An 18,481-nucleotide genomic window follows, 5' to 3' on the forward strand; every position below is an offset into this window, starting at 1 on the left:
GCAGGCACTCCTGATGAATATGACTACCCGACCATCGTCGCCGCTGGTCGTACATGGAATACGCAAGCAATTTAAGCGTGCTCAAACATCGATTACTGCTCTCAGCAAAGTCAACCTTACGGCGCAGGTTGGCGAGTTCATTGTCATCATGGGAGCTTCCGGATCTGGCAAGAGTACGTTGTTGCATGCAATTGCCGGACTAACAGACGTCGATAGCGGAAAGGTGATCGTTAACGGCCAAGACCTTTCACAATTGAACGATGTGCGATTGACCAAATTTCGCGGAAAGGAAATTGGCCTCGTTTTTCAAGCTTTCAATCTCATTCCAAGCTTGTCTGCGGAAGATAACATTCGACTTCCGGCTCCGGTTAGTTCTACTTTAAGTGATCGCGTCAATCATTTACTTCAGCGGTTGAACCTTATCGAGAGGCGATTACATAAGCCAGGCGCTTTGTCAGGTGGCGAACAGCAACGAGTGGCTATTGCACGAGCGTTAATTTGTGACCCTGCGATTTTATTAGCCGATGAGCCGACGGGAAGTTTAGACTACGACGCAGGCCAACAAATCTGCCAACTTTTGTCGGAGCTATCGCGAGAGCAAGGGCGTACCATTTTGGCAGTTACTCACGAACCAAATGTAGCCATGTGGGCCGATCGTGTCGTTGTTATGAGAGATGGCAACAACGTTGCCGAATTTGTACCTGATGGCTCACGTGATCCACAGTCCGTTGCGTTGCAATATCAAAGTCTTCTTCGTGATGGCGTCGGGGCCGTTTGATGAAAAAGATATTTCAGCTTGCGTGGGCTATGTTGTGGGATTCTCCAGTTCGCGTAGCGCTAACCGTCTTGGCAACCGCCGCAGCAACCTGCTTAGTTATTTGGATTGCTAGTGGCTATGATGCACTAGAGAAAACATTTGACGACTACGCGAATCTGTCGATGGGACGCTACGAACTGGCCGTGGCCCCCATCGAGCAAAAAGAAGAAAAGTTTATCCCGGAGGAAGTGTTGGCAGATCTCAGGGCTGACAATTTTATTGCGAATGCCGATCCTATGTGGGCTGTTCGTGCTGAAGTGGTTCCTGAGAAGTCAACGTTTTCTACTGCTAAGCATGGTAAAGGAGAAAAACCTTCCAACTTTGATCGTGATCCACAGTTCAGGCCTCCCGGCAGCTTACCTGGTACGCTGCTGATGTTCACTGATGCTTCCCAGCCGCCGTTTGAAATGGCGCAAGGGGAATGGCTTTCAACAGAAGATGCCGATCGGTTTCAAGCTGTCGTGCGGACAGAAACTGCTGAGAGAATGGGTCTCGAGGTCGGCGATGGAATGATTCTGATACGGAATGATCAGAATCATTTGTTGAAGGTAAAAGGAATACTCGATGCCCCCAAGCTAAAAGGGGCAGGGGATTCAGCGTTGCCGATTCTCGCGCCCAGCAAGGGCGAATTGTTCTTAAACGCGGTGGCTGCCGAGGAACTTCTAGGAGAACGCCCAAAGATCAGTTTAATTGCTGTTTCATTACGAGAAGAGACGGACATCAACTCTTTTCGATTCGGGTGGGGACCCAAGCTCTCTTCCTATGCAACGCCTGTCCAGTTTCAGCAAGCGTTTGAAGTCGAGGAGGCACTTGATCAAAGCTCGTCCGCAGCCAACGTTCGTCTGCAATCGTATGCCGCGACTGGTGTATCCTTATTGGTAGCGTTTCTCGTGGTTTTGTGCACGTTAAGCATGGGAGTCAGCGAACGAATCCGGCAGTATGCCATTCTCCGGTCACTCTCATTTACGCGATTTCAGATTGCCAAACTGATCATGCTGGAAGGACTCTTTCTTGGCTGTCTAGGTTTTGCAATCGGTCTCGGTATAAGCTATTTGACATTGCTGCTTATCGGCACCGTTGCATCCCAGATGCTAGATAACGGTGTTGTACTTGGACGTCATGGCGTGCTTCTCGGAATGGCCGCAACACTGGGTGGAGCGTTTGTTGCCGCGTTGATTCCCGCGGTGGGAGCAACTTACGTGAAGCCATTGGACGCGATGTCCTCCGGGGGAAACGAAGCAGTCAGTGACAAGTCGTTTTCGAGAGTTGGATTTGTTTTTGGGCTACTGTTAATTGCTGTTAATCCAGTCCTTACTTTTCTAGTTCCGCCTGTATCAGAAGCCAGCGTACCGATCTCGATGGTGATCGGCTTCGCATCGATGGCGCTGGGCTTTGTTTTCGTGTCACCAGCTATCGTTGTTGGAGTGGATCGCTGGCTAAGTCCTGTTCTCGCCAAGATGTTGAGGATTAATCCAAGTTTGTTGGCGAGTCAGATTACCAGTCACCTCTGGCGAACCGTTGGGGCTTCTATTTCTTTGGCCGTTGGCGTTGGTCTTTTTATTGGCATTCAAGTTTGGGGCTTTACGATGCTGGAGGGATTTATTCCAGGACAATGGGCTCCTGATGCACTTTTGCAACTCCATGCCAACAAGCTTTCTGCAGATCAGACAATTGCGATTTCAAGAATACCAGGTATCGACTTGGAGCAAAGTTTTCCGATCGTTGTCGAACAACCTCGATTGCAAGAAGATCTTGCCAAGAGTGCTGAACGTGCTTCTGTCATACGGCAGGATAATATTGTTCTTGTTGGCATCGATGCAACGAGAGCGTTTTCAGGGAAAGAGCCATTTTTGGAATTTGATTGGGTAGAAGGTAGCCCCCAAGCTGCTACTGAAAAGCTCATTGCTGGGCGTGGCTGTATTGTGCCGGATCATTTCCTTCGGGAGACTGGCTTAAAAGTCGGTGATACGTTTGCTCTCGTTCCCCCTGAAAATGTAGAAAATATCGTCTCTTACGAGATCGCAGGGGCAGTCAAGCTTCCAGGTTGGCATTGGCAGACAAAGCTGACAGGGTTTCGCACTCGTACGCATCGGGCCGCCGCGTTAGTGTTTGCGAATTATGCCCCAGTGGCAGAAGATTTCGGGCTACTAGAACCTTCGCACATCTGGTTTGACTTCGATTCGCCAGGTGCGGATCCAAGCTTAATTGAGCAACACGCTAACGCGTTCCTAAGAAAGGGGTCTCAGGGAATTGACACGACTGTGTCACCAAATACAGAGGTAGATATAAATATTGTTCCCGTAAAGCAAATTAGAGAAAGAACTCGTGGTGCTGCCAGACGCTGGATTTGGCTTGTTAGCCAGGTACCTTTGATCGCTACAATGATTGCCAGTATCGCAGTTCTGAATGTGTTTCTGGCATCGGTCCGCGCTCGTCGGTGGGAGTTTGGTGTGCTAAGAGGAATTGGAATCACCAGCTGGACAATCGTCAGAGCCGTTCTAGCAGAAGGTCTTCTTACTGGGATTGTGGCAGCAGTATTAAGCTTGGGTTTTGGAGTGATGTGTGGATGGTGCGGCTGCGGGGTTGCTCAATACATCAGCTTCTTCGGAGGCATGCAACCAGATCTTGTCATCCCGTGGGATGCCATTTCGCTTGGACTCTCAGGATTGATTCTTCTGGCCATCCTAAGCGCTGCCTGGCCAGCGTATCTGATCGGTAAGACAGAACCTCTTGCACTATTGCAACAAGGCAGAGGCTCCTTTTGAACCTCTGTTTAAATGCCTAAGCAGAGGTTTGCAATGGAGTGATGATTCACTTCTACTGGTGCATACGGAATCGAAGTGTTCGTTTTCGGTAAAACGCCAAGTTGATTTCGTGAATTGCTAACTGAACTGAAGAAATGAGCATAGGCATTCAAAGTTCTAGTCAAACAATGAATCTTGGGTTTTGACGGGTTTAGTACACTCGATTTGGTCGTTCTTGGGAGAGCTAACCATAGACGAGACCGGGTCTCGCATCATCTCTCTTTCAGGATATGGAGCCAGCATCGTTTTGAGTCGATCCGCGTGGTCGTATTCGTTATTAAGCCAGTTCTCAAGGTACTGATCTTGAAGAATTACCGGCATGCGATCATGGACATCTTGGACCAATTCGTTGGCTGTCGTCGTGATGATCGTACATGATTCGATTGTTTGATTGTCTTTCTTCCAAGTTTCCCACAGACCTGCAAAACCGCATGGAACTGCCTCATTCTTTTGAAAAAGATAAGGCTGTTTTTTGCTTCCTTTCTTCTGCCACTCATAGAAGCCATCCGCAAGTACTAGGCACCGCCTTCGCTTGAAGGCAGATCGATAGGCAGGCTTCTCATCTACAGTTTCCGATCGTGCATTGATCATCTTGTTGCCGATTGATTCGTCCTTGGCCCAGCTTGGAATCAGCCCCCATTTCATAGTGACGATCTCTCGTACACCACTCTCTTGATCGAAACGCAATACCGGAACGATTTGAGTTGGAGCGATATTGTAACGAGGAGTTATCTCAATGGTTGACTCTGCTGAGTACATTTGAAGCAGCTGATTTAGCCTTGTCCGGAGGGTGTAGCGACCGCACATCGTATTTCGCCTGAGCTTACTGTGACGAACAAAAATTATGCCTCCGATTTTCGACTGCTTGACAAATTGTGTACGTATGTACATATTCAGTGTCGAGGATCAAGCAACGATGAAGGACATGCATTTTAACGGATCGACAAACGTGATTGCCCATCTCCAGGAGCAGATTCGTTCTTTAGAGAGGGGGACATGTTCCACCGAAACGACTGTCCGAGGAACTGGGTTTCATGGCCTGAATGACTTGTTCCCCTCACAAGGTATTCGCCAAGGGAGCCTTGTTGAATGGATCAGTAGCGGATCGGCTAGTGGTGCTGGAACGTTATCACTTTTGGTGGCTCAGCAAGTCGCTCAAAAGAAGTCTCCTATCATCATTGTGGATCCTGAATGCCAGACTTATCCTCCTGCCTTATCCGCATCAGGCTTTGACCTTTCTCGCGTTGTGATTGTGCGACCTGCCTGTAAGCGAGATGTGCTCTGGGCATGTGAAGAAATACTGCGCTGTCAGGCAGTTGGATTAGTCTGGATGCAAGTTGATCATTTATCTTTGACTGCCGCGAGGCGTTTGCGTTTGGCCGTGGAGAAATCGAAGGTCATTTGTTTTCTCGTACGTTCTTCTATTGCATTACGTCAAAGCTCTTGGGCCGAAGTGCGCTTGCTGGTTTCATCATTACCAGCATCGGATGAATCACCTCGCTACCGAATTTCGGTTGCTTATTGCCAAGGAAAAACGGCGAGTTCGTCTGTGGATATCATGATTAGTAAGCATCGAGGTTCGATCGATGACTCCCACCAGCTTGCCACCAAGAATTCTCTGTTGTTGGTTTCCTGACTGGTCCATTCAGAGGCTTATCTCTCAAGAATCAGACCTTGCGAACTGTCTGCTGATTCTTACTGAGAGTACCAAGAAGGGAGATTTCGTCTATCAATGCAATGCATTGGCAAAGCAGTTCGGAATTGTTCCTGGAATGCCTGTCTCTGAAGCGGAAACGTTTGCGAAGTCGCACAGAAGATTCGTAAGTCGACCGTTGAATTTTCTTCAGGACAGTACAGCGCTTGCCGACTTAGCGGTGATATGTGAGGCATACAGTTTTCGTATCGGTTTGGATGAGTCAGAATCTCCTGAATGTTTATTAATGGATGTTACGGGAATTGCTCACTTCTTTACAGATGAAATAACTCTAATCAAACACTTACAAAAGGAGCTTTCAGCCCAGAGACTTGTCTCAAAGGTGGCAATTGCCAACACAATTGGAATGGCTTGGGCGGTTGCCCATAGTCTTGGTGATCGCTGCTCATCGCGAATAATTCTCACGGAAAGTAACAATGATGTCTGGGCCAATCTTTCTATTGAAACACTAAGAATCCCTAATGAAACTGCGGTCAAGCTAAATCGGCTTGGCATTCGGACAGTGGACCAACTCATGAGATTAGACCGGGCATCGCTTTGGGCACGGTTTGGTGACGAGCTACTGAAACGCATTGATCAGCTGACAGGCAATCGACAAGAATTCATCACACCTGCCCGGCCGTTACTCCGTTTCGTGATTAAGCAATCATTGGAGCATGGTCTCACTCATGCAGAATCGATCGAACGATTTTGGACGACTGCTCTGAATAAATTGATTGGTCTTCTCATTCCCAAGCGGCTAGGTACCCAGAATTTGTGTTGTCATTTCTTCACTGAAGACGGGAAGTGTCACGAAATAAATGTTCGACTTTGTACACCTCAGGCAAACGTTGGTAGCCTGGCAGATCTTATCCGTTTGCAATTGGAAAATCAGCGATGGCAAACTCCTCTTGTAGGAGTTGAACTAGAGGCCTTGGAGGTCTCTCCAATTCTACATCTCCAAGATGAAATCATTTCGGAAGTAAGGCACGAACAGAATCGTCAATTTTTACAGTTGCTGGATCGTCTATCTAACCGTCTGGGAAAGGATGCTGTTGCCCGCCCGGTGCTTCGTTCCTGTCACATTCCTGAGCTTGCTTATCGTTTGATTCCAGTAACTAAAGAAAAAAACATTTCCCAAGAGCCTACCAAGTTGTTTCCCTTAGACCGGCCTCCCGCTTTATTTTCTAAACCACGGCCAGTCGACGCGATTGCTGTTATTCCAGAGGGGCCGCCAAAAGTATTATTTTGGAAATCTAAACGTCTTCAAATTACTCGTAGTTGGGGGCCTGAACGAATTGAGTTTGGCTGGTGGCTAGGCCTAGCGGTTCGGCGAGATTATTACCGCGTTACAACGGTCGATGGACAAAAATTATGGGTGTTTCGTCGACTCCAGGATGATTGCTGGTTTTGGCACGGGGAGTGGTTCTGATGCAATATGCAGAACTTCATTGCTTAACGAACTTCTCGTTTCTGGAGGCAGCTTCACACCCAGAAGAGCTGGTGGCCCAGGCATCTGCATTGGGATATTCAGCATTAGCCATTTCAGACCGCAACACGTTGGCCGGAATCGTTCGAGCTCATACTGCAGCCAAGAACCATTCTCTCAAGATCATTATCGGCTCTGAAGTTCGCCCCAGTGATGGATCTCCTGTCGTACTCTGGGCTACCAATCGCGAAGGCTACGCAAACCTATGTCGTTTAATTACGTGTGGCAGACGCAAGGCCCCTAAAGGGGAATGCCTAATTACAGTTGACGATATTGCCAAGCATACCGAGGGACTTCTAGCAGGGGTGATTCCCACAAGCAAAGCATGGTCTTCTGGAAGCCAGCATGATTTATTTCGATATCGCGATATTTTCGGCAGTTCATCATATTTGCTGGCCGAACTATGTCACGGGGCTCATGACCACGAGAGACTTGCTTGGCTTTGGGAATGCTCGCGTAATACCTCTTTACCTTTGGTAGCCGCGGGGAATGTTCTTTTTCATGTCCCAACTCGTAAGCCATTGCACGATGTTCTCACAGCAATACGCTTACGAAGTTCAGTTGCGCAAATCGAAGCTTATTTAGAGCCTAATGCTGAGCGACATCTAAGGCCGTTGGAGCGTCTAAAGACAATTTTCAAGGATATTCCGGAGGCGGTGCATCGGACTCAGGAGATTGCCGAACGCTGTCAATTCTGTCTAGATGAACTTCGCTACGAGTATCCCGAGGAACTTGCTCCCTCTGGCCTGGCCCCCATTAAGTATCTACGCCAGTTAACGATGCGTGGAGCAGCTGAACATTATCCTGAGGGCATTCCTCAGAAAGTTCAACGACTATTAAATCACGAACTACAGCTGATCGAAGACTTGCAGTATGAGCCTTACTTTCTGACGGTTTGGGACTTAATGCGTTTTGCTCGTAAGCAAGGAATCTTATGTCAGGGGCGCGGGTCCGCGGCAAACTCGGTCGTCTGTTTTTGCCTAGGAATCACGTCGGTTAAGCCAGACCGCATTAACGTATTATTCGAACGATTCGTAAGCCGCGAAAGAGATGAAGCTCCCGACATTGATGTCGATTTCGAGCATGAACGCCGCGAAGAAGTTCTGCAATACATTTATAAGAAGTATGGGCGAGACCGAGCTGGGATTGCAGCCGTAACGATTACATACCGTCCGCGTTCTGCAATTCGAGATGTCGGTAAAGCTTTAGGTTTATCACTCGATCTGGTCGATCGGTTAGCCAAAAACGCAGATCATTACCGTTCGACAGATGATTTTTCCAGTCGCTGCCGTGAAATGGGCTTAGATGATCAGTCAGATTTAGGACGCAAGTTTTTATATCTCGTCAAAGAATTGATCGGCTTTCCTCGCCATTTGTCTCAGCATACCGGCGGCATGGTCATCACTCGTGGCCCTTTGCATGACTTGGTCCCTATAGAAAACGCTGCCATGAAAGGAAGAACCGTCGTCCAGTGGAATAAAGATGACCTGGATGACTTGGGAATCTTGAAAGTGGACTGTCTGGCTTTGGGAATGCTTACCGCCATTCGCAAGATGTTTCAGATGGTTGAAATCAATACAGGCAATAAATTGACACTTGCCAACATTCCTGAAGGGGACCAAAACGTTTACGGCATGATTAGCAAGGCTGACACCATTGGTGTATTTCAAATTGAAAGCCGGGCTCAAATGAGCATGCTTCCCCGGCTAAAGCCACAATGCTATTACGATTTGGTCATCGAAGTTGCAATCGTACGCCCAGGTCCAATTCAAGGAGATATGGTCCATCCATACTTGCGACGAAGACACGGGGATGAAGAGATTACTTACCCCAATGAAGCGATTCGTGAAGTGCTAAAAAAAACGCTGGGTGTTCCACTTTTTCAAGAGCAATGCATGCAGTTAGCAATTGTTGCGGCTGGATTTACTCCTGGCGAAGCTGATCAACTTCGCCGTGCCATGGGAGCTTGGCGACGTCCCGGCATCATCGATCAATTTCGACAAAAACTGCTCGATGGAATGCGAGATCATGGCTTAGAGGGGGAATTCGCGGAACGTGTCTTCCAGCAAATCAGAGGCTTTGGTGAATATGGGTTTCCTGAGTCCCACGCCGCGAGCTTCGCTTTACTCGTTTATGTTTCTGCTTGGCTGAAGCATTATTACCCAGCCGAGTTTGCGGCATCCATTATAAATAGCCAGCCGATGGGGTTCTACGCGCCTGCTCAACTTATCGGTGATGCCAGAAAACACAAAGTCAGCGTACTTCCCATTGATATAAATCGTAGCCATTGGGACTGTACGATTGAAAACAATGGTATTCGTCTGGGGTTTCGGCTCATCGGTGGCCTGTCAAAACCTGTCGCCGAAACAATTATCAAAGAGCGTCTTCTTGAGCCGTTTACTTCGATAACAGAGTTAGTTCAAAGAACGAATCTTTCCCAGTCACAAGTCGAGCGATTAGCAGATGCCGACGCATTGGCAAGCTTACAAGGATCGAGGCGAGATGCTCTTTGGAATGCCTTTGCCGTGGATGATTCACTAAGACAACGTTGGCTCTTCGAAGATTCCGGTGAATCATCAGAGCCCTCGGCTAGGTTGCCAGTTATGTCGCCGGAAGAAGAAGTCTATGCCGATTATCGATCGACCGGCCTGTCTCTTCGCTCGCATCCCATCGCTTTTCAGCGAGAACGATTAAGCAAGTTAAGAATCAAAGCTGCAGACAAACTAGCTGACCTTCCCAATAACTCCCCAGTTCAAGTTGCTGGAATTGTCTTACTTAGACAACGCCCCAGTACAGCAAAAGGCATCACTTTTGTCACTCTGGAAGATGAAACAGGTAAAATGAATCTAGTTGTACATCAAAAAACCTGGGATCAATTCCGAAAGGTCACGCGACATAGCCAAGCTTGGATTGTCTTCGGAAAACTTGAAAAGAAGGACAGCGTGATACACGTGGTTGTGCGACGACTAGAAGATATGTCTAAGGCACTATCCCGACTCAATTTAAAGTCTCGAGACTTTCGCTAACTCGGTGACCTCTAACAAATCTGTGCCTGCGACAATCGCTTCGATGATTCTTAGCCTAGCGATTCATACGCTAATCGTAGCTTATTGCCTTGCTCTGGATTTACCATTTCAACGTAGGCAATCATGCCAGCTAGCCAGGCAGAGAAATTTGGATGGCCTAGTCGATTTTGTTTTTCGAGGCCTTCAAACTTGGCTCGATGCAAAATTGACCGTAGCTTCCGAATCGTTTTTCGATCGATCGACGCCTTGTCGTTAACGATAATTCCCGTCACTGATTGCTGCGAATTCTTCCTAAGAACACGTGTTTTAGACTCCTTTATCTGGAAACCCTCTTCCGACGTTACGTGACGAACACGGGCAAGGAGGTAAGCCACTTTATCTTCACGGTCACTACAAGAAAACGAAAGATCATCCGCGTAGCGTGTGTAACGCCATCCGATTGAGTTTGCGATGCCAAACAAACGCTTATCCATTCGCCGTGAAATCAAGTTCGAGATAGCGGGACTTGTACAAGCTCCTTGCGGCAGCGAGCGATTGCCTACCGCAACGTAGAGTGTTGTCTTCCCCGAGCGTAAACGCATGCGAGGAGATTCGGTTGTTAGCAGAGCCAGAATCGTGGCGACGGCCGGAGAATATCCCAAGCCCCTAAATAGCCCGGCGACTCGCGCAAAATCGATTGTCGGAAAGAAGTCTTTTAAATCAACATTTACTAGTACGCGAGACCCAATGTGCGGCTTCGCTCCGGTGAGAGTGCTTCGACTTGGAACAAAACCGTGAGCCGCATCATGCAAGGGAACCTTGCCAAGAATATTATTAAGAATCCATCGCTGAGCATTGGCGAGCTTGGAATGGGGGCAGCAAATGGTTCGCTCACCTCCAGAACTTTTTTGGATCTTCCACCAGTGATAGTGTGTCGTCCTGCTGGCAGGATGATGAAATGCGAGCCAGCGAAGCGTGCCTATCGATACATCCAGTGCATCTGCAAGATCCGCAGGTGAGGAAAGAAGGGGAAGTCTACAGGCTTGCAATCTTTCGATATTGGATCGGCGGTCTGCGAGACCCTTCGATACGCCACGTCCTAAAAAAACGATGTCTGTTGCTTTCCGTTTCGCAACGGCTTCCTCGTGAGCCTGTTTGCGTTGCTCGGCAAGTCGCTTGAGTTCAGCTTTACGTGCCGCTTGGGCATCCCTCGACGATTGAACGGCTTGTTGGCCTGCAGCTTGAATCGCGTAGTAGTCGGTTCGGAACTGCGACATCTGCTCGCCGACATCGTGGATCTCAGCAAGTTCCTCCGCCGTAATTAGCCCCATGCCGACCATTGTCTGATCGATTACGCGAATGCGCGGGAGCGAAACAGAAGGAATCACGTTTAGAGGGTCAAAGTAGGCTGTCTTCCAACTTGGGTCAGACGTCGCTTCCAATGCGTCGTCGTGCGAAATCGGCTGAAAGCGAGATGCGTCCAACCCAGATAGTTCACTTTCAGGGGGAGGACTTGGCGACGATGTCGTCGGACGCGATGCGGCAGGACTAAATTCAGACGCCTGACCGCTTTCTGATGGTGGAGACAAGTTTCGCTGTTCAACCGACGATGGATTGTCCGCGGTTGATTTTGACTGAGTGGCAGAATGAGATTCATCGAATCCAAACAGTCGTTTCAGATTTTGAAAAAATCCCATGATGAGAAATATGACCGGAGCGGGTGACGAAACAACTTCACGTCTGCGGACCGAGGTCGTTCACCAAGGCCACCACTACCAGGTAGTGTGTCAAAAGCCTCGGCTTGTCCTGGTTGACGCACTACCTGGTAGTGGTGGCCAAACGAACAACGACCTTGGGGAAGAATGGGAAGCAAAACTCGACCGCGGCGGATCGCCGCAGCAAGGTAGTCTTGAATCGTCACCTCGCTCCCGTCATGAATCCTTAGTTTGTAGGAGTTAATGGTTGTGATTTCAATAGTTGAATTGGTGGCTAAGTAAGAACGAATTAAATTTGTTCCGATGTCCACCGATGAAAAATGGTTTAAGCCGACACTTGTCGCTGGTTATGAATCATTCGCAATGCCTGAATATGTCGACAGGGACCATTTCGAATTCCGGATTTGCGATGCCAGCCACAAATGCACTTTCCGCGGCGTGTTATTCCATCTCCATCAATCAATGTCTCGCAGTCAATTCCGTCTACTCTTCCAATTAAAATTGTCCCGCTACGTGGACCCACCATCGCTTCGCGAATTCGAGCCTTTTTAGACTTTGCCAATTCTTCAGCAGCTCGTAATTCGGGGTGAGGAGGAGCGATCTCCTTATCTGAAAGCGGAAGTGGCAAAATGCTTCTCCAGCGATACAGACCAGCATGCAAGTCAAAGATCACTTGCCCCCGCAAAGCTAATTCGTTGAGTGCAGAAGTTGTCACCTCTTTGGATAAATAAGCACTGCCCACAACTGTTTCAAGCGATGCGGCCCCTCGAATACTCAACGTCTCGGCAATAGAAGCGACGGCGGTCGGTCGTGCTTTTTCCTGCGGCATTAGCATGTCAATCGCGCTTCCTGCCGACCAGTCATTGGTCGTCCAACCACTGAGACCTAACGTCAAACGCATAGCTCCCATGCGAACAACCCAAAAACTAGGGAGCCCGGTTCCTAGCAAATACACGTCCACTTTGTCAGCAATTGGTAGTAGGCGCGATAAAGTTAAAAGTCTGCGACGTCCCCAGATTCGGATCGGTTCACATGGGGGGCCGTCGTAGATTGCACCGTTGGCCTCGATCGGCTTTTCCCAAGGTTCAAGCACAAGTCGCGGTGTTTGGCCGGGCGTCAACTCAAATCGAATCGCTCGCGGGCTTGCACGTGCCTTATTTCGCTTAATAAATGCCAAGAGCGAATATACGGCTGCTACCGGGAGAGAAACCTTCCGCATTGGCATCGCCATGGCTGATTGCAAGCGAACGAATCCGCTTAGCCATCCATCGGGCAACTCAATCTTTTCTTCACGATGCTGATCTCCGCCTGCTTCCGTAGAAACTTCAAACGCAGTTGGATCAATTTGAAATCGAGTTTGCCGATAGGTTCGCAGGGATTGAAAACTGTCATAGAGGTCCCACGAGTAATCTACATTGGTTGTGCCAAGTTGGGTCTGACCTGATTCGCCGAAGCCATCGCCTCTATCAACCGTTAGGCATCCGTAGCTCGATTGATCTACTGAGAAGCATTCAAAAAACACGACATCATCCGCCACGGTGATCACCGGGTCATACGGCATCAAGCGTCGCCATAGCTCTTTATTTTCTTTTCTAAGCTGGCGATCTAGAGATTTGCGAGCAGCCCAATATTTCTTTAGTGCGGCCGTATGAGCTGTTTTAAGTTCCGATGATGGCTTATCGACGTTGCCTTGCCGAATGGCCTCTCGTTTTTCATCGATCGCAGATCGTCGAATCACCTGTTCGAGTTTACGCTGATCGGCTTGCCATTGTTGATAGGAGGACTTATCACGCGGCTCAAATCGCAGATCATTAATGACTACATCGTGCAAAGCACTGATTGCCTCACGGAACTCGAGCGGCCGTTTTAAGGCAGCATCGAACGCAACTTGTTCCCTGACTAAATTAGGCGCCAATTGAAGAAGCTTTGCTCCCCCGGAGACGTCGAATATCCCACTCCGACCGGCATACTTCATACTTACGTTCATTTCCATGTTCCCCTAAATTTCGTGTTCCTAACTCAACGACGGAACAATGAAACTATTCCTGCCACTGCCATTCCGAAATAACGCCTTCAACCTGGGCTGCCAAAGTGGGATGCTGGCTGATGATCGTTGCTAGTCCGGATAAACCGGCAGCCTTTTCGGGATCACGGATGGAACGTGCTGCGATTGCCAATACGGGGATTACAACGTCGGACTTCTCAGGATTACGGATTGCAAGGGCCGACAGTTGATTAATGGCTTTCGGCTTATTGCGTGAACCTCGATTGACACAAAGAACAACTGCAGAAAGGATTCGTACGTATTGATCGACGGAGATCGACTCGTCTATCTGCTCTGGAGTTTTATCCAGGAAATCCCCAAGCAAATCGAGCAACGAAAACCTTACTTCATCGTAGGGAGTTTCAATGAGCCTGAGCCAAAGATGAGGATCATGTTGCGTTGGTAATGTTTGATCCGATATTTTCGACGTCAGAACACTAGTCAGCCACTGACAAGCAGAAAAACGAATCGCCGCAGACTTAGCGTCAAAGAACTCCGACAAATATTCCGCTGAGTATCGCTCTGGCTGTGTCAGTTCGACGATGGCCCAGTCGGCAATCGCGTTCGCTTCCCATTCACATCGTGCCGAAGCAAGTCTGCGCAAATGGTCGGTACTTAGCGGATGCTGTTCATGCCGTTGTTGGAGCCAAGCTAGACCCAGTTTTGCAATGGAAGCAGGACGAGCAGTCGTTAAATCAACGAGTTGTTCATCACTCAGGCGAGCAGGGTCAATACTGCTTTTCATTGCCTCACAGATGATTGGAAGAACAGAAAACTCGGCACCATCTAACAGACTCAGCCAAGTTGCGATGTCGACTTTAGACAACGATCGATGTTTTTGAAATAGCTCGACCGCGAACTCTGCGACCGTTGCGTTCCCACTAGAAAGCAGTGGAATCAACTCATGAATTGAAACATTTTCCAGCCACGCTCCGTGAACATTGCGAAGCATCTCGATTGTCCACATTCGCACGAATTGACTTCGAGCATTCGCCAATAGGTTCCAGAGTTTCGAAGCAGTTGAGCTTATCGTCCATGCTTCCGGCCGGTAAGGCGCGGCTTTCAAAGTTGCCAGCGATTGGCCACGAACAATATTGGTATGAGATTCGGTAAAAGAAATCTCCGGTGCGCAAAAATAACACGCGTGCATCAACGACCAGTTGTCGAGGATCGCTTCTCCTGAATCAAAAAACGAATCTTCGTAAAGTGCCAATGCTGATGTGATCGCCTCGACATAACGTTCGCTATCTTGATACGCCATGAACCGGAAGTGGCGCCAGATACGTCTTCGCAAATAGAATCGGGTTCTTTGCGAGAACAACCGGTTGCGGGCACGATTCCGAATATCAGGTAGAGATACGCGTACTTTACGTCCGAGGTAAGTGTATTCTTGAAAGCGATTAGTTTGATCACGAACGGTTTTGTTGGGGCAAGCGAATAAATACTCACGAACAAAGGACTGTCGCACGCGATAGCTATACGAATAGGTCTTAATTCGACTACGACGAACTAATCTATCCAGCATGACCATGTGATGAATCAGTAGCTCATCGTCCCCTTTTTCTAGGGCTGACTTCATTGTCTGCTTAACAACGACTTCATGCCCGGGAAAATTGAGCGGTAACTGCAAGTAGCGCAACAACTGCTTGCGGGCCCATGGACGCTGATCAACGATCCATTGATTCGAGAAGGTTTTAAGGAACTGATAAGAGTCGAACTGAATGAAGATATCGAGAAAGCGATCGTCTTCGCTTGCGAATAATTCCTCCAGCAATATCTTCGATGGCCGGGAGTTACCAGACGCGATGCTTTCCGCCATTTACGATTCATCCATGGTTCGAGAAGAGTGGCAATGGAACTAGCATACCGAAAAGAATTCCGGAATCCAGCAACAACTTAAATCTTGGGTATATCCCCAGTACATTGCCTCAGAGTAACTCGATGGGATGTAGAGACGCCTGCCGTTTTGATTACTGAAAAGTAAGAAAAGGCTGTTAGTCAGGGGCTTCTGTTTTAGTAAGCCGGAATGATCTTATCTCCTGAGAAGTGATTGAGTTAGCTCTGAAGGCCACGGAAGTAAAGTACTTGTTCCAAATAGAGGCAGACGTCCGCGGTAGCAAATTCAACGTCTTGTTGCTTGTCAGTTTTCCAATTCTATTTTCTTTTTGAAGGATTTGCCTCAGTCCTTTTAGGGATCCGTGATGAAAACGAAATGTGAGATCTGAGATTGCAAACTACTGCGAATCAAATTGATCGGAGCTAGAATGCGAGAAGTGCTTGTCGGCGAATAAAACGCTCGATTGGCAAGTAGATCCCCAAGGCGTCTTTCGTTAGAACCATTTTCACGACATCAACCTTTGAGTCTCAAATGATTCGCGTTTATGTAGCAACCGTTTTAGTATTTCTATCGTTCAGTTCGTTCTTGCTTGCTGCGGAGGCCACGCAGAGTCGCCCGAACATTTTGTTCATTTTCTCAGACGATCATGCAATTAAGGCTATCTCGTCATACGGAGGTGAGCTTTCCAGTGTTGCTCCGACACCAAATATTGACCGACTTGCGGAAGAAGGTGTGTTGTTTCGCAACTCGTTTTGCGCGAATTCTATCTGTGGGCCGTCCCGTGCGACGATCTTGACTGGTAAGCATAGCCACAAAAATGGGTTCATGCGAAACACCGGTATGGGCTTGGATCAATCTCAGTGGACAATTGCTAAGACGCTTCAAGAATCGGGTTACAACACGGCGGTGATCGGCAAATGGCACTTAAAGACGGATCCGCTCGGGTTTGACCACTGGGAAGTATTGCCAGGGCAGGGCAACTACTACAATCCTGTCTTCATTCAACAGGATGGATCCACTAAGCGGTTTGAAGGGTACGTTACTGATCTCACGGCCGACAAATCAATCGCTTGGTTGGAAAACCGAGATCGGAATAAACCCTTTTTCCTCATGTGCCAGCACAAGGCACCTCATCGAACGTTTGCTCCTCCGATTCGCCTCCTAGACGCTTTCGATGGCGTTGAAATCCCTGAGCCAACCACGCTTTTCGATGACTACTCCAACCGAAGCAGTACGTTACTTGGAAATGAAATGGAGATTGATCGACATCTCGACTGGGCTTACGACTTGAAAGTCCGAAAAGATGAACGAGGCAACGTTACCCTGCCAAAGCCTGACCGCTATGGGACGCCAGAATACAATCGTATGACTGAAAGTCAAAAAAAGGCTTGGGACGCGCATTTCTCACCCCAGAATCAGGCTTTCCTGAGTGACTTTGCCGCTGGCAAGCTTTCCAAGAAAGAAATTGTTCGTTGGAAATACCAGCGCTACATGCGTAACTATCTTTCGACTGTCAGAGCTGTTGATGAGAACGTTGGGCGATTGATCGATTACTTAGACGATAGCGGACAATCTGACAATACGATCGTGATTTACTCCTCTGATCAAGGTTTTTATCTCGGCGAACATGGCTGGTACGATAAACGCTGGATGTTTGAAGAATCGTTTCGGATGCCACTAATTGTACGCTGGCCAGGCGTTGCTAAACCGAAATCACAACCTGATCAACTCGTTCAAAACATCGACTACGCGCCTACTTTTTTGGAGATAGCGGGACTGCAGATTCCTAAAGAGATTCAAGGCCATTCCCTGGTTCCAATTCTGAAAGGGGAATCGGTACCGTGGCGAGATTCACTCTACTACGCATATTACGAACTTGGTGAGCATGCAGTACCACAGCATTTCGGCGTTCGAACCGAGCGATACAAACTGATCCATTTTCCTGTCAGTGACGAATGGAATCTGTTTGACTTGCAGAAAGATCCACACGAGATGAGAAGCATCTATGATGAGCCTTCTGCCTCCGAGCTCCGCGAATCGATGAAGAACGAATACTACCGTTTGCGTGAACTCTACGACGCTCCGCCGTTGCCTCAAAGGACGGCTCGAAACTAATTCGTATGTTCGGGGTGATTCTTAGCGGCATCGTTGTGCCATTTACGACCTGAGCTCTCTTAGACCAAATGCATTTAGAGGGCGGATTCAATCCAATGCGGAAAGGGAAACTGCACAATCTTATTGACAGACCACAGATTATCGATAATATAGGACCTGAGAGTTGAAAATGCTTGGAGCCATTATGGTCGAACGTCAATGTATGAGCGATGAGATCCGAAATGCTTTGGCTAAAAGGATTTATGAAGGAATACTTAAGCCTAACGAGCGTTTGACTGAGTTAGGTATCGCGAAGGAATTCGGAACAAGCCAAACCCCAGTACGCGAGGCATTGCGAGAACTCGAGGCGATGCGACTCGTTCATTCAGAGCCTTATAAAGGTACTCGTGTGCGTGAAATTACACCTCGGGAAATGGCTGAAGCGTATTCCGTTCGCGCAATTCTTGAACAGCGAGCAGCTGAACTTGCCGCGCCCTATTTTCAGGGCAATACGATCGCCTTAGAGGAGACCGTTCAGCAAATCTGCAAGTCGGCGAATCATGGCGATGTCGATGCTTACGCCCAAGGTAATCTTGAATTCCATCGAAGTATTGTTGTTGCTTCTGGAAATCTTGTTTTGTTGCAAAGCTGGGATGCTCTTCGATTTGAAGCTCGAATCCGCGTGAATTTGTTTCGGAAAGAGAATGCCATCGTTGCCCGTGCAGAAGAGCATCATCCTATCGTCGCTGCTTTAGCGACGGGCGACGGCCTGGAAGCAGGCAGATTGCTTCGCGAGCATTCCGAGTCATTCGCGGATGCTTGGGCGGAAGAAGACGAGACCTCAGAAAATCAATCCTCCCCATCATGTTCGATCGAGTCGCCTTCGTAACGAATTGATCGAAGCACGCCCCTAAATCCTACCAGTCCTCCTTCCTTCGAGATTCACCGAAATGTGGATTGTTCGTCTAGCGCTCCGGCGCCCC

General features: G+C 48.4%; 11 protein-coding genes. 7 read left to right on the top strand and 4 right to left on the bottom strand.

From position 1 onward, the window contains the following. Positions 1-19: 19 nt before the first annotated feature. Together LA756_RS04000 and LA756_RS04005 are read left to right on the top strand one after the other, a co-directional pair. Positions 20-778, top strand: coding sequence for an ABC transporter ATP-binding protein (locus tag LA756_RS04000; RefSeq protein ID WP_224440474.1), 759 nt, complete (start codon positions 20-22; stop codon positions 776-778). Continuing rightward, positions 778-3,582: an FtsX family ABC transporter permease gene (locus LA756_RS04005; RefSeq protein ID WP_224438589.1), complete on the top strand. Its 2,805-nt coding sequence runs from the start codon at positions 778-780 to the stop codon at positions 3,580-3,582. Before LA756_RS04000 ends, LA756_RS04005 begins: the two co-directional genes overlap by 1 nt. 156 nt (positions 3,583-3,738) lie before the next feature. Here LA756_RS04005 and LA756_RS04010 read toward each other — a convergent pair whose 3' ends face one another. Next, positions 3,739-4,428, bottom strand: coding sequence for an SOS response-associated peptidase (locus tag LA756_RS04010; protein ID WP_224438590.1), 690 nt, complete (start codon positions 4,426-4,428; stop codon positions 3,739-3,741). A 109-nt stretch (positions 4,429-4,537) separates the two neighbouring features. On the opposite strand from LA756_RS04010, the gene LA756_RS04015 reads away from it, so the two are divergent. Genes LA756_RS04015 through LA756_RS04025 form a run of 3 tightly spaced genes read left to right on the top strand, consistent with a single transcriptional unit; the run spans position 4,538 to position 9,829 of the window. Then, positions 4,538-5,257 carry an ImuA family protein gene (locus LA756_RS04015; RefSeq protein ID WP_224438591.1) on the top strand — a complete coding sequence of 240 codons (720 nt, stop codon included), beginning with the start codon at positions 4,538-4,540 and terminating at the stop codon, positions 5,255-5,257. Next, positions 5,208-6,746, top strand: a complete 1,539-nt coding sequence (locus LA756_RS04020) for a DNA polymerase Y family protein (protein WP_224438592.1) — start codon at positions 5,208-5,210, stop codon at positions 6,744-6,746. The genes LA756_RS04015 and LA756_RS04020 overlap by 50 nt, the downstream gene beginning before the upstream one ends. After that, positions 6,746-9,829, top strand: a complete 3,084-nt coding sequence (locus LA756_RS04025) for an error-prone DNA polymerase (RefSeq protein WP_315858341.1) — start codon at positions 6,746-6,748, stop codon at positions 9,827-9,829. Before LA756_RS04020 ends, LA756_RS04025 begins: the two co-directional genes overlap by 1 nt. A gap of 50 nt (positions 9,830-9,879) precedes the next feature. Here LA756_RS04025 and LA756_RS04030 read toward each other — a convergent pair whose 3' ends face one another. The 3 genes from LA756_RS04030 to LA756_RS04040 form a co-directional block, all read right to left on the bottom strand. Further along, positions 9,880-11,397: a reverse transcriptase family protein gene (locus tag LA756_RS04030; RefSeq protein ID WP_224438593.1), complete on the bottom strand. Its 1,518-nt coding sequence runs from the start codon at positions 11,395-11,397 to the stop codon at positions 9,880-9,882. 451 nt (positions 11,398-11,848) lie between these two features. Continuing rightward, on the bottom strand, positions 11,849-13,510 hold the full coding sequence (locus tag LA756_RS04035; protein WP_224438594.1) for a metal-binding protein: 1,662 nt from the start codon (positions 13,508-13,510) through the stop codon (positions 11,849-11,851). 52 nt (positions 13,511-13,562) lie between these two features. Next, a complete protein-coding gene (locus tag LA756_RS04040) occupies positions 13,563-15,386 on the bottom strand; it encodes a hypothetical protein (protein WP_224438595.1) in 1,824 nt (607 codons plus the stop codon). 549 nt (positions 15,387-15,935) lie between these two features. Here LA756_RS04040 and LA756_RS04045 point away from each other — a divergent pair. Then, on the top strand, positions 15,936-17,519 hold the full coding sequence (locus tag LA756_RS04045; RefSeq protein WP_224438596.1) for a sulfatase: 1,584 nt from the start codon (positions 15,936-15,938) through the stop codon (positions 17,517-17,519). A gap of 169 nt (positions 17,520-17,688) precedes the next feature. Further along, complete coding sequence (locus LA756_RS04050) at positions 17,689-18,387, top strand: GntR family transcriptional regulator (RefSeq protein ID WP_224438597.1); 699 nt, start codon at positions 17,689-17,691, stop codon at positions 18,385-18,387. The last annotated feature ends 94 nt before the right edge of the window (positions 18,388-18,481 follow it).

This window comes from Bremerella sp. TYQ1 (assembly GCF_020150455.1).
GTDB lineage: Bacteria > Planctomycetota > Planctomycetia > Pirellulales > Pirellulaceae > Bremerella > Bremerella volcania_A.